10 protein-coding genes and 1 pseudogene are annotated in these 12,917 nt (G+C 62.9%); 7 read left to right on the plus strand and 4 right to left on the minus strand.

All coding sequences use genetic code 11. The features are described from left to right. On the plus strand, positions 1-254 hold a 254-nt coding region (locus tag JW929_00670; protein MBN1437896.1), incomplete at its 5' end, for a hypothetical protein. Positions 255-805: 551 nt separating this feature from the next. On the opposite strand, the gene JW929_00675 is transcribed toward JW929_00670, so the two are convergent. Beyond that, complete coding sequence (locus tag JW929_00675) at positions 806-1,468, minus strand: thioredoxin domain-containing protein (protein MBN1437897.1); 663 nt, start codon at positions 1,466-1,468, stop codon at positions 806-808. Between the two features lie 162 nt (positions 1,469-1,630). Here JW929_00675 and JW929_00680 point away from each other — a divergent pair, with 162 nt between their 5' ends. The 4 genes and pseudogenes from JW929_00680 to prfB all read left to right on the plus strand — a co-directional run bounded on the left by JW929_00680 (position 1,631) and on the right by prfB (position 5,827). Next, a complete protein-coding gene (locus tag JW929_00680) occupies positions 1,631-2,863 on the plus strand; it encodes a hypothetical protein (GenBank protein ID MBN1437898.1) in 1,233 nt (410 codons plus the stop codon). Positions 2,864-3,023: 160 nt separating this feature from the next. After that, positions 3,024-3,281 (plus strand): hypothetical protein, encoded by a 258-nt coding sequence (locus JW929_00685; GenBank protein ID MBN1437899.1) that lies wholly within the window; start codon positions 3,024-3,026, stop codon positions 3,279-3,281. Between the two features lie 75 nt (positions 3,282-3,356). Continuing rightward, on the plus strand, positions 3,357-4,202 hold the full coding sequence (locus JW929_00690) for an MBL fold metallo-hydrolase (GenBank protein ID MBN1437900.1): 846 nt from the start codon (positions 3,357-3,359) through the stop codon (positions 4,200-4,202). Between the two features lie 632 nt (positions 4,203-4,834). Continuing rightward, positions 4,835-5,827, plus strand: a pseudogene (gene prfB, locus JW929_00695) (peptide chain release factor 2). A 201-nt stretch (positions 5,828-6,028) separates the two neighbouring features. Here the strand turns inward: prfB and JW929_00700 are convergent. Then, entirely contained in the window at positions 6,029-6,472 is a 444-nt protein-coding gene (locus JW929_00700) for a hypothetical protein (protein MBN1437901.1), read from the minus strand. Positions 6,473-6,700: 228 nt separating this feature from the next. On the opposite strand from JW929_00700, the gene JW929_00705 reads away from it, so the two are divergent. Then, positions 6,701-7,768, plus strand: coding sequence for a hypothetical protein (locus JW929_00705; protein MBN1437902.1), 1,068 nt, complete (start codon positions 6,701-6,703; stop codon positions 7,766-7,768). Between the two features lie 71 nt (positions 7,769-7,839). Here the strand turns inward: JW929_00705 and JW929_00710 are convergent, their stop codons facing one another. Then, positions 7,840-9,129 carry a hypothetical protein gene (locus tag JW929_00710; GenBank protein ID MBN1437903.1) on the minus strand — a complete coding sequence of 430 codons (1,290 nt, stop codon included), beginning with the start codon at positions 9,127-9,129 and terminating at the stop codon, positions 7,840-7,842. Beyond that, entirely contained in the window at positions 9,126-11,474 is a 2,349-nt protein-coding gene (locus JW929_00715; GenBank protein MBN1437904.1) for a YfhO family protein, read from the minus strand. The genes JW929_00710 and JW929_00715 overlap by 4 nt, the downstream gene beginning before the upstream one ends. 163 nt (positions 11,475-11,637) lie before the next feature. Between JW929_00715 and JW929_00720 the strand changes: the two genes are divergently transcribed. Then, on the plus strand, positions 11,638-12,765 hold the full coding sequence (locus JW929_00720) for a PD40 domain-containing protein (protein ID MBN1437905.1): 1,128 nt from the start codon (positions 11,638-11,640) through the stop codon (positions 12,763-12,765). Positions 12,766-12,917: the final 152 nt, after the last annotated feature.

Consider the following 12,917-nt stretch of genomic DNA (forward strand, 5'->3'; position numbering starts at 1 on the left):
ACAATCTCGTCGCTGATGATGGAGGGTTGGTATGGGGCGGCCGGATTACACCGGAATCGGTGGCCGAATTGACCGGAATTTGCATTTCCGCGAGTGAGATTCTTGAAGACTCGCGGCTGACGGATCCACGGAACTCTCCCTTCCGCGTTAACTTTTCTCCGTCCGGAATGGCTTTCGACCTCATTCGTGTTCGTTTTATCCTTTATTTATTGGGCTTTGGTCTGATTGGTTATTTTCACGCAGGTTGTTGGTGAGGTTTCAAAAGAAGCAAAATTTTTTTACAATTTATCTTTGATCATAGTTGTCGGCTTTATTTCATCCTTTTCCGTTTACAATTATTCTTCATGTTGGGTTGAGCAGATCGATAAAACAGTCATAGGAGGCAAAAAAGCATGCGATGTTTCCACGTATATGGTCTGAAAATTGGAAATTTTCCAATTTTTTTGGGGATTCATGGAAATCTTCCAAAAAGGGCCGTATGCTCAATCAGACGAATTGCCTTTTTTTAACCTTGCGGCCTTTTAGAATGGGAATGAACTTCAAGACGGCTGTCCGCCGATTGCATCCTAGGAGGACCTCACACCGTCTAGTCCGCCATGCAGGTCATCCCGGCGGAATCAGATAAATCGCGGCAGCGCGCTCACGAGCAGCACGGGAGCCAGCCCGTCCGAAGGATCAACTCGGAAAGTTGCGTCCGTTCGTCACAGACGACAATGGAATCCCCGCATCACAAAAAAAGGCATGGGGAATACCATGCCTTATCGAACTCATCGGGTGGCCGGAAACCGGCGCCCGTCCAGCGCCGCTACTGCTTCAATTCCTTTTCGATCGCCCGCTGGAAAACCTCGAACGGCTGCATGCCGGAGATGAACTGGCTGTTGACGAAGAACGCCGGCACGCCGCTTACGCCCAACCGTTCGGCATCCTTCAAGTCGAGGTCGATTTCGTTGTCGTATTGGCCGCCGGTGAGGCAGCTGCTGAACGCGGATACGTTTAGGCCGATTTCCTGGGCGTAGGTCGAATATAGTGAGCTTCCCAGACCGCGCGAATCCCCATAGAGCAGTTTGAAGTAATCCCAATAGCGCCCCTGCGCGCCGGCGCAATTGGCCGCCACAGCCGCCGGCCTGGCGTTGGCGTGAAAGGAAAGCGGGTAATCCCGGAAGACGAAACGCACCCTGTCGCTGTAGGTTTGGTACAGCTTCTCGTACACGTTGGTATACCATTGCCGGCAATAGGGGCACTCGAATTCCGCGAACTCCACAATGGTCACCTTGGCGTCGGCCGGACCCCAGGAGGGATCGTCCTGCGCCGAGGCGCTCTGGGCGGCGCCGCCGGAGTTTTGCAGGAGGGCCGGGATATCGCGCGCGGTGTAGCCCACCGCAAATCCGGAGCCGAAGAGGACGATCCCGATGACGATCTGCCGGATCGGCCATTGGCTCTTATAGTTGACGTTGATGTTTCTTCTCATGCGTCGGATTTTATCACGGCTCCGCGGAGGGCGCCCGGGAGACTTGAAAGGCAAGAAAGAAAATCCTTCGCGATTCTCCGGATTTCCACCGCGCCCTGCGCGGACGAGACGGTATAATCCGTCCGGACGGCGAGCCCGACGGCCGCCAAAAGGAAGGATCCCATGGGAAATACCATCTACCTGATCGACGTCACCAACCGCGACGGCGTGCAGACGGCCAAACTCGGCCTCGCAAAGCTGGAAAAGACGATGATCAACTGGTACCTGAACGAGCTGGGAATTTTCCAGAGCGAATGCGGGTTCCCCACCACCCGCCACGAGACCAACTACCTCAACGCCAACGTGGAACTGGCCGAAGCGGGCGCGCTGAAACCGATCGTCCTCTCCGGGTGGCTGCGGGCCGTCGTCGCCGACGTGGAAACGGCGTTCCGCCTCACCCGGGTGCGGCACTTCAACATCTCCACCTCAACCTCGGAGCAGATGACCCAGGGCAAGTTCCAGGGCCGGAAGAATCGCGAGGACGTCCTGCGGGATATGGTGGATGCGTTGCGGCGGGCCCGGGAGCTCGGCGCCGCGACCGTCGGGGTGAACGCCGAGGACGCCTCGCGGACCGACCTGCCGTTCCTCGTCCGCTTCGGCTTGGCCGCCAAGGACAATGGGGCCGACCGGCTCCGCTACTGCGACACGCTCGGGTACGACAACCCCTTCTCGATCTACGAACGGGTCAAGGAGCTGGCGGCCGGGACGGGCCTGCCGATCGAACTGCACTGCCACAACGACTTGGGGATGGCCGTGGCCTGCTCCCTGGCGGGCGCCAAGGGCGCGGTCGACGGCGGGGTGGACGCCTACATTAACACCTGCGTAAACGGGATCGGCGAGCGGGCGGGGAACGCCGACCTGCTGTCGGTGATCCTGGCCGTCACCAAATCGGCCGAATTCGCCGGACGCTACGCGCTGCAGGATGGAATCCAACTGACCAAAATCTGGCGGCTCGCCAAGTACGCCGCGTATGCCTTCGGCGTGCCGATCCCGATCAACCAGCCGGGCGTGGGCGACAACGCCTTCGCCCACGCTTCGGGAATCCACGCCGACGGGGTGTTGAAGGACGAACGCAACTACGAGCTTTACCACTTCGAGGAACTCGGGCGCGGGGAACCGGAGATCATCGAAACCGGACGCCAGATCTGCGTCGGCGAATACAGCGGCATCAAGGGCTTCCGCAACGTCTACGAGAAGATGGAGGTGGAATTCACGAGCGACGAGGAAGCTCGGGAGATCCTGGAGCTGGTGCGCTACGCGAACGTACTGAAGCAGAAGCCGCTCGTCGTGGACGAATTGCGCTTCATCGCCAAACATCCACAGCAGGTGAAGAAACTTCTGACGGTCACGCCTTAAGAAAAGATCGCCACATAAGGCACAGATTTTTTGCGCCTTTTGTGGCTAAGTAATTTCTGCCGCCGCTTTTTCCGAACTTCCCCCCAAGCGGAGAGGCGGAAAACCCCCTCGGATCGCGGCATCCATCACGGCATATTGGATATAATCCCCGGTATGCCGGATTCCACCGCCTTGCGCAACACCCTCGACCGCACCCGGCGCGGACGGCATCGTTCCGGCCAAGCCCGACGGATCGGCCAAAGGCGGGGCTTTCCTCCGCATCCGCAAGGAGCCGGTCTTGCCGAAAGGCTTCGTCAGATCGGGCGAGAAGGTCGGTCATCTGGAACCGTTCGATCCTGGGAAATTCCTGGACGGAATACTTGCCGCTCCCACACCCTCCCCGCCCCCTCCCCTTCCCTCCCCAAATCTGCGAAGATAATTCTTCACTTGGTTTGACATTTCCTTACAGATTTGGGGAGGGTGTGGGAGGGGTGAATTGGAGGTTCGGAAGCGCATGAAAATCCATCACCTCAACTGCGGCACGATGCACCCGTTCGGCCTTCCCCGGAAGGACGGCACCGGCGGATTCTTCCTCCGCGGCGACGGCGTTCTCCATTGCCTGCTGGTCGAAACATCGGAAGGGCTGGCGTTGGTGGATGCCGGCTGGGGGTTGCGCGATTGCGGCGATCCGACGCCGGCGGTGCGCCAATTCATGGCGCTCTGCAGCTGTGCGCGCGATCCGGAAGAAACGGCCGTTCGGCAGATCAAGAAACTCGGCGCCAAACCTTCTGACGTCAAGCACATCTTCCTGACCCACATGCACCTGGACCATGCCGGCGCCTTGCCGGATTTTCCCCAAGCCGCAATCCACCTGGCCGGCGCGGAGCTCGAAGCGTGTCTGCGCCCGCGCACATATATGGAGAGGTACGCCTACCGGCCGGAGCATTGGGCCCATAGCCCGCGCTGGCAAGCCCACGAAACCTGCGGAGCGCGCTGGTTCGATTTTGATTGCGCCCCGCCGATCCGGATCGGCGGGGCCGATTTCGTCCTGATCCCGTTCCCCGGCCACACCCGCGGCCATTGCGCCGTCGCCGTGCGCGGGGAAGGCGGATGGCTCCTGCATTGCGGCGACCTTTACGGATACCAGCCGCAGGTATCCCCGGCTCAACCGTACCGCTATCCAAACGGCGCCCTGATGGAGAGGATCGTCACGGCGGGGTTTGCCATGCCCCGGCGGCATTGGAAGAAAATCCGGCAACTGCTGCGCGAACACGGAGGCGACGTGCGGGCGTTTTGCTCGCACGATGCGGTTAATTTTCCCCCGTACATCCCACATGAAGCGCCGGGCGAATTTCCATAAATCGATCAAAACCCTGCCAGCAGGTTGACCACCCGTCAACGGCAGTCCCGAGCCATCCAGCGTGTAACGAAATTGGCACAATCCTGAAATGGAAAACATGCAATATTACTTTTTACCTGATTCAAAGGGCCGCCGATGCCGACTCCGATTGTTTTTTTACGGCATTATTACTCCTTGTGGGGTTTGGCTCCTGTCAAGGCGCTCAAAGCACCATCCGCGGTAGGGATTTGACTCAAAACCAACCAGGCGTGCCATCCCCGACCGTCACCCCGTCCCGCGCCGTAAAACCGTCTCCCACCGGCACCTCTTCGCCAACATTCACGCAGGAAATATTCCCTACTCCGACAAACACCCCCAAGCCGGCTTTCAGCTTGACCACCGCCGGCCCGTATTTATTCCTCCTCCTAAGAAAAGAAACCTCGGTCCGGGATTAGCCCCCGGCGGATTGACCCCTCCCCTGCCCTTCCCAAATCCGCAAATCGGAAGGGGTTTACGTTTATAATTCCACCCAGAGGAATGCCGCATGTCCAATTTCGACGAACTCACCCAGCGCCTGACCGTCTCCCACGAAAAACTCCACCGCCTCCTGGAGAGTCTTTGACCTCCCGGTCAAGGAAAAGCGCCTCTCCGAACTGGAAGCCCAAGCCGCGGAACCGAACCTTTGGAATTCGCCCGACAACGCCAAGAAGCTGATGCAGGAACTCACCCGCGTGAAGGCGCAGGTGAACGCCTGGCGCGGGCTCGAACGCCGCGTGGGAGACGCGCTCGAGTTGGCCGCGCTCGGCGACGACGGCCTGCTCGCCGAATTGGAAAAGGAGACCGACTCCGTCGAAGCCGAGGTGGCGCGGATGGACCTCGAGGCGCTCCTTTCCGGGCCGCACGACTCTTCCGACGCCTTCTTCTCGATCCACGCCGGCGCCGGCGGAACCGACAGCCAGGATTGGGCGTCGATGCTCGAGCGCATGTACCTGCGCTGGGCGGAACTGCGCGGATACGCAGCCGAGATCCTCGACCGCATGCCGGGCGAGGAAGCCGGCATTAAAAGCGTCACCCTTTCGATAAAGGGCCCGCAGGCCTACGGCTACCTAAAAGCGGAAAAGGGGGTCCACCGCCTGGTGCGGCTTTCGCCGTTCGATTCGGCCAACCGCCGCCACACGTCCTTTGCGCTGGTCGAGGTCTACCCGCAGATCGAGCAGTCCGACGAGGTCGAGATTCCCGCCGCCGACTTGAAGATCGAGACCTACCGCTCCTCCGGCGCCGGCGGGCAGAACGTGCAAAAGAACGAAACCGCCATCCGCATCACCCATCTGCCCACCGGCTTGGTGGTCACCTGCCAAAACGAGCGCTCGCAGACCCAAAACCGCGAGAACGCGATGCGGGTCCTGCGGTCGCGCCTGCTCGACATCCAGCGCGAAACCCAGGCCAAGGAACTGGCGGCGATCAAGGGCGAACACGTCAAGGCCGAGTGGGGCAGCCAGATCCGATCCTACGTCCTGCACCCCTACCAGATGGTCAAGGACCACCGCACCGAGTACGAGACCGGCAACACCGCCGCGGTGTTGAACGGCGAGATCGATGAATTCATCGAGGCCTACCTGCGGTCGACGATCGGGGAAAAGAAGTAACGGCCGGGATGCCGGTTCTCTCTGCAACGGCAAGCCGCCGGGGCTCACACCGGAGCCGGACGGGCGCGGCGGTCGTCCGCCGCCGCTTCCCCATCCCCCCGGCCAACTGCCCCCGCCCGCGGACCGGGGAGCGTGCTCCTTCGTTCATTCCGCCGCGGCAGTCGACCGAGTCCGCCCGCACAGCGAACCGCCGCATGCCATTTAAATCATCAGCCAGGCAAATCCGCACACCATTGACAGCAGAACGAACCCGTTCAGCGCCAGGCCGATGATCCCCAGGATCTTGTTGGCGGTCTTTCCGAACAGCGCCCCCAGCCCAATGACGATGCCGATCAGGGAGACGATCAGGGTGCCGCACGCCAGCGCAATCGTCCCCAGACCGAAATTGGTCACTTCCGCAGCCGAGAGGTCCTCGGTATTAAATCCGGGTTGGTTGACCATCGAATAGGCGAACATGCAATAGACGCAAAGGAAGAGGAACGGAAAAATCACGGTCAGGATCGAAAGCATCCCCATGAAAGGCGGCCACGATTTTCCTCCCGGAGGGGCTGCGGGAGGCTGGGCGCCGGGCGGCTCCGCCTGAGGAGTGTGCGGCGGATACGGCGGGGGCGAACCCGGCAGGATGGACGGGTGGTTGTCGGACATGGCGTTCTCCTCCTTCTTCCAGCCGGTCGGTTTTTCCGGCGGCTGGTTTTCCAGTATAGATAGTAACGCCGCCGAAGGCAAATCGGCGCGCCCAAACCCATCGGCCAGATCCCGTGCGCCGGCGATCCGCGCCGGAAACCGGATTCGGCCGGCGGGCGCGGGGAGGACGGCAGAACGCGGAGGCGACCGCACGAAAATCCGATATACTCTAGGGACCATGGAGGCCTCATGACCAAATCCGCCGCTCCCGATCCGATGCAGGAAGTCCGCCGCCGGGTGGATACGCTCAAAGATACCCTCAAAGAAATCCAGGAAAAATCGCTGCTCACCTCCGTCCGCGACCAGGCCGAGGACGTCGAAACCCAGGCCAACCGGGTGTTCGACCTGGCCCGCGCCGTGCGCGAGCGCGGCTACGTCTGGGAGAAGGATCTCGAACCCAAATGTCTGGATTTCCGCAAACGCTGGGCGGAACTGAAGCCGGGCGTGATGCAGGCGATCGTGCGCGAGACGGCCTCGCTTAAGACTCGGGTCGCGCAGGCCGAGGCCGAGGTGGCTCAGGCCGCTTCCCGCGCTGTCAACCCGTCGATCGCCAATTCCGTTCTGACTCCGGTTGAAAATTCGCTCGATACGCTGAAGGGCGCAGCCGAAGCCGCCGAGAAGGCGGTCTCGGGGATGTTCGACCGGATGGCATCAGACGTATCCTCCCTCGAAACCCACCTCAACCGGGTCTCTTGGATGATCGACCAGGCGGCCGCCTCGAAGGTCGAATGGCTGGAGGCCGAATCGACCGTGCTGGCGGTGAAGGCCAAATGGGACAAGGACGGCAAGGACGATCCAAAAGGGATCCTCTTCCTGACCGACCAGCGACTGGCGTTCGAACGCAAGGAGGATGTGGCCACCAAGAAGGTGCTGTTCATCGCCACCGAAAAGGAGAAGGTTCAGGAAGTGATGCTGGTCGTCCCGCTGCCGGAGGTGAACGAAGTGACGGCCAGCAAGAAGGGGCTGATGGGCCACGAGGACCATCTGGATTTCGAGTTCACCTCCGCCGCGCCGATGCGCAAAGCCCATTTCCACATCGACGGGCAGGATTGCAACCAATGGCAGGCTACGATCGGCCGGGTGAAGGACGGCGAGATCGAAAAAAGCCGCGTCACGCCGATCTCGGAGGAGGAAAAACAGCGCCTGCGCAACGCGCCGACCAAATGCCCCTCCTGCGGCGGCGCGATCAAAGCGCCCATTCTGCGCGGACAAACCGAGATCCATTGCACCTACTGCGGGGCGGTGACACGGTTCTAGGATTTGCGGAACCCGAAGAACGAAAAAACGTGGATGGACCATCCGCGTTTTTCTTTCGGCGGACACCCGCCTCAGCAATCGGCCGGATCGAGCAGGAAGAAATCCGGATCCCAGCGGCGCGCCAGCGCGAAATAGCGCCGGCTTTCCCCGGCGTTCCCCAGCCGCCGCAGGGCGTCGGCGAGATGGTAGGCGTCGGCCGCCCGGGCCGACGGATCGATCTGCCCCGCCAGCGCCCGCTTGAGCAGGGAGATCCCCTCCTTTAACCGTCCGGTCTCCGCCAGCACCATCCCGCGCGTGCCGACGATCGACGGCTCCCAGGGAAGGTTGCGGAAGGCTTCCTCAGAACAGCGTTCCGCCTCCGCCAGCAGCTCCCCGCCGCGGATCAGGGCATCCACGTAGGCGATGTTGTTGAGGATCAGGCTCCGGAAGAACGGTTTTTCCGCTTCCGGGGAATCCCGCAACGCCAGGAAAACCTCCCGCGCCGCGGCGAATTGCTTCCGCCGGATCAAATTCACGCCCTTGGTGGTGAGCAGCATCGGATGGCCCGGAAATTTTTCCAATCCCCGGGCGAGCCAATCCAAAGCGGCTTGGGGATCGTTCCGCGAACCGGCGTCCATGGCCTCCATCAGGTAATACCCCTGATTCATCGACGCCTGCCGTTCCGGAGGCATCAACAACTGGTCCAGCATCTGCAAGCCGTCCGTGCCGGCCTGCCGGTAGAGCCCGCCGGCCCTCATCGGGATGAGATTGAAAAATAAAAGCACCAGGTCGAAGTAGAGGAACAAACCGGTCAGGTGCAACGCCAAAACGGCGTCGATGCCCAACCAACCTTGGAGGAGCAGCAGGAAAAACCGGAAGACGACGGCGGCCAGCAGCAGCAGGGCGTGGATCCCGGGTCCCGCCGCAATCGCCAGGAACATCCTCCAGCGGCACCCCGGGCGCGGCGGGCAGGCCAGCACCGTTCCGGCTCCAAACAGCCACGGGCGGAGTTCCCAGGTGATCCCGAACCTGCGCCGCACGGCCAGCGGTTTTCCAAATCCGATGATCACCCGGAAGATGCGCAATCCCAGCAGCAACCCGGCCGCGGCGTGGGCCAGCTCATGCGCCGCAGCCAGAAGCAGATTGAGAATCCCGAGAAATAGAAAATCCAACAGAACAAGCGCCGCCCCCCGGCCGATGATCAACGCATCGAGCGCGAGGAAGAGCGCGATCGCCACGGCGATTGTAAAAAACTGTCTGCGCAGGTACACCGTCTCCCAACACGGCGGACAGTACGCACGTTTCACAAGTCCGACCCATTCCCTGCGGACGGTGAACGCCTCCTCGACACCGGATTCCACCCCGCAGCGGGAGCACTTCATCCGGCCGTCTCCGGAGATCCGGCGGGCGGAGCGCGCCTGCGGGTCCGCCGCATGAGCCGCACGGCGGCCGCGGCGCAGAGCGCCAGCAGCGCGCCGACCGACGCCAGCGCGCCCCCCCAAAAGGCGGGCGGCGCGTACCGGAATTCGACCGTGTGCCTGCCGGCGGGCACCCGCACGGCGCGGAATGCATAATCCGCCTGGAGATTCGGGACGCGTTCCCCGTCGAGGAACGCCTGCCACCCGTCGTCATTTACATCGGCCAGAACAAGGAACCCATCTTGCGCGAAGTCGACTTCGATCCGCACGCGGTTCGGATCGGCGCCCGCGGCGATTTCCACCCGGGGGGGCGAAGCGCAATCCGTCCCCTCTTCCCCGCTTCCCGCCTCGAGGATCACCGTCCGCGCCGGGTCGAACTGCTCGGCCGTCACCGCGCGGAGGGCGTCCTCCCCGCCGAGCGCCCATTGCGCGCGGCACACCCCCCAGGCCCGGGCGCCGCCGGAGAGGTATCGCAGGGTGGGATCCCCGTCGCCCGGCGGCCATTCCCACACCGCGCCGACATCCATCATCCCCAACAACCGATCGCGCAGCTCCGCGGGAAGTGTCTCCACCTCCCGCACCAGAACGGCGTAACGCCGGGGGACGAACGAATCGAAATTGTCCGCGGCCGGGAGGGAATCCAGAATGCACACGTTGGGGAGCTCCCAGCGCCGGACGTCCATCCAATCCGCCAGCCCCGCAAAGATGCGGAAGAGAAACGCCCGGTGGTACATCAGCTCGTAGCGGATCGCTTCCGGCATGTAGATCCGCCGCTCCCCGAGGGTCGCGGCGATCCCGGCGGCCGCGGGGTTTTCCTCCCGGTAGAGGGAAGGCGGCGCAGTAGGGACCAATCCGGCGGCTGCCAGTCCGAGATCCAGCGCGATCAGGGCAGCCGCCGCGGGGGCGACCCAGCGCGCGAGCGGCGGCCGGCGCTTCGCAAGGTATTTGAGCAGCGCAAGCAGGGCGATCAGGATCCCGATTCCGCCGGTGGCTGCGACGGAAGGTGCGAAAGTATCCCGGCGGATGAACGCAAGATACGTCGCCGCGATCCCGGCCGCCAGCGCCGCAGCCGACGCTACGCCGATGTTGGCCGCGGTCCGCCAGGAGGTCGAGGCGGATTGTTGCCAGCGCTGGGCGCCGGCCGCCGCCAGGAGGCACAAAGCGAACACGAACCCGATCGTCATCCGCGAGGGAGCCTGGAAGAAATTGAAGCTCGGGACATGCGCGAAGAGGAACGGGAAGACCGGTGTGTTTTTCCCCAGCCCAAGCAGCAGCGAGAAGCCCGCAAGCGCCGCGAGATAGCCGTAGGGAAACCCCGCCGCACCCCGGCGGCGCAGCCGGTCGACAAGCGCCGAGACGGCAAGGCCGAGCGGGAGCAAGCCGATATAGACCGCATCCTCCCAATAATTGGCGTAACCCCAATAATCGCCGTGAGCCGGATTCCCGAAAAAGTTCGGCGCCACCAGCGTCACCAGCCGCCACGGCCAGAAGGAATAGGTGAGCGCCGCCTCCGGATCCACGCCCGACGCGCGCTGCGAGTTCAGCCAATAGGCGGCGGTGGGGATGAATTGCGCCGCGCCCAGAAGCGCGGCCGCTAGGCTGGCACCCAGCATACGCAACCCCGCGCGCACGAGGGCCTTCCCCGCCGGGCGGTCCGCCACGGCGCGCACCGCCATCCAGCCGACGGCGATCCACCAGGTGTACCACGCCGTCTGCCAATGCCCGGCCAGCCATTGCAAGCAGAGCGCCAACGCGAGCCGGAGATCGAGGATGCCTTTTTCCTTCCGCAGCGCGCGCTCGGACGCCAGAACGATCCACGGCAGCCAGGCCACCGAGGCGTTGATGCTGAGAAACCACGCCCGGGAGGCGAGGTATCCGGAAAGCATGAAGGCCAATCCGGATGCCGCCTGGCCCAAGAGGCCGATTCCGAGCCGCCGGCTGAGCTTCGCCATGCCGATGCCGGCCCATAAAAGATGCGCGACCATCAGCAGGCCCTGGCCGTACTCCACCGGGACGATCAGCAGAATCCAGTTCGGCGGATAGAGCAGCGCGGATTGGGCGTTGGCCAGAAGGGGTGCGCCCATCCCCAGCCACGGATTCCAAAGCGGCAAATATCCGGCGAGCAGGGTTTGTTTTGCGGTCTCGTGCCAGGGGGCGAATTGAAGCAGCGGAAGTCCCCAGAAGATGACCCGCGTGCCGAGCAAGACCGGCGCGAACAGGAAGACGAGGACGGCCGCGAGCAAGGCGTATACCGGATCCAGACGGAGGAGGAACCGCTTCACGCCGGAAACAACAGAAGGAAACGCCACGCTTCCGTGTATACTCTGTTTCCCGGGTCGCGGCAAGTGGCCCGCCGCGCCGGTCCGCCATTACGCAGATCCTGTTTTATAATCCCCAGCGTCTCTGACGCGGCCGATCGCCCACTCGGCCGACCGGCGACAACCCGATCGCCCCGCCGGAAAGGAGAATCCCATGCGCACCCGATTTTTCGAGGCAACCTCCCTGCTGTTTTTGGCGGCCGCGCTTTGCGCCTGCGGGCCGGAGGCCGCATCCGAAGCCACCATCTCTCCAACCGAAGAATCCGCCGCCACCCGGGAAGCTTCACCCACGTCGACCTTCACCCCGACCGCGGTTCCGACTCTTCCGCCCGCGTCGCCCATGCCGGGCCTGGTGTTCGCCGACGCCGATTCGATGAAGCGCATGATCGGGCCTTACCTGGTGGATGCGGACGGAGAGACCGTCCAACTCGCCGATAAACCGGATCCGGCCCTTTCTCCCGACCGCAAACAAGTGCTGTATTCCGGCGACGGAGACGTCTGGCTGCTGGATCTGGATACCGGAAAGACCCGCAACCTCACCAGGACCAAGGACCGCATGGAGCAGCAATACCAGTGGTGGCCGGCGCGTCCGGACCTGATCGTCTTCCATTTCCAATACGCCGAAGATCTCGGCCCGGCCGCCGGGTACCTCGCGACCATGAAACCGGACGGCACCAACGTGCTGCTTTTGGACGAGGAATTCCAATCCTTTTCGCCGGCCGCCCTCTCGCCCGACGGCCAGGCGATCGCCTTCGACCGCGCCGGCGAACCGTGGATCTACCATTACCTCGCGGGGAAAATGCCGGCCCTGCCGGCGACCTTCACCGGTTACAAAAACGCCGCCAACCCCGCTTGGTCCCCCGACAGCCGGAAGATCGCCTGGCAGTTGTTCGGACTTCCCGGCGGACAAGACGGATCGAGCGCCGTCGCGATCTTGGATTTCGACACCCTGACGGTGACCCAACTCCATACGTACCCGATCCTGGGCGGCGGGATCGGCAATAGGAACTTGGCGTGGAGCCCCGACGGCCGCTGGCTGGCGGTCGCCAATCCGGCGGAACGCACGGAGGACAAGAAGGTTTCGCTGTGGGTGCTGAGCCCTGACGGAACCGAGGAGCATCATCTCGGCGGCGGCGACCTGCCCGTCTGGTCTCCGGACGGATCCATGCTTCTCTATCATACCGATGCCGGCGTGTTCGCGGCGAACGCCGGGGAGTGGATTCCATTCCCGGTAACCCTTCCAAAGACCGCCCAGGTGATCGACTGGGTGGAGATCGCGTAGCCGCGGGAAAGCAATCCCGCGGACGCGGCGAGGGTTCTTCAGCCCCACCGGTTATCCCAAGACCGCATTTCCGAAATCGGCATCCTTCCAGCCGAAGCCGGCGCGTCCGCGCCGGGCGACGGCTTGGACAAACGGAAAAAATCGAACGCGAA

This window comes from Anaerolineales bacterium (genome assembly GCA_016928575.1).
Taxonomy (GTDB): domain Bacteria; phylum Chloroflexota; class Anaerolineae; order Anaerolineales; family RBG-16-64-43; genus JAFGKK01.

What these genes read in the sequence shown, in the direction of transcription:
- JW929_00675 (MBN1437897.1), bottom strand. Translation starts at nt 1,468, where the DNA reads ATGAGAAGAAACATCAACGTCAACTATAAGAGCCAATGGCCGATCCGG.
- JW929_00680 (MBN1437898.1), top strand. Translation starts at nt 1,631, where the DNA reads ATGGGAAATACCATCTACCTGATCGACGTCACCAACCGCGACGGCGTG.
- JW929_00690 (MBN1437900.1), top strand. Translation starts at nt 3,357, where the DNA reads ATGAAAATCCATCACCTCAACTGCGGCACGATGCACCCGTTCGGCCTT.
- JW929_00700 (MBN1437901.1), bottom strand. Translation starts at nt 6,472, where the DNA reads ATGTCCGACAACCACCCGTCCATCCTGCCGGGTTCGCCCCCGCCGTAT.
- JW929_00705 (MBN1437902.1), top strand. Translation starts at nt 6,701, where the DNA reads ATGACCAAATCCGCCGCTCCCGATCCGATGCAGGAAGTCCGCCGCCGG.
- JW929_00710 (MBN1437903.1), bottom strand. Translation starts at nt 9,129, where the DNA reads ATGAAGTGCTCCCGCTGCGGGGTGGAATCCGGTGTCGAGGAGGCGTTC.
- JW929_00720 (MBN1437905.1), top strand. Translation starts at nt 11,638, where the DNA reads ATGCGCACCCGATTTTTCGAGGCAACCTCCCTGCTGTTTTTGGCGGCC.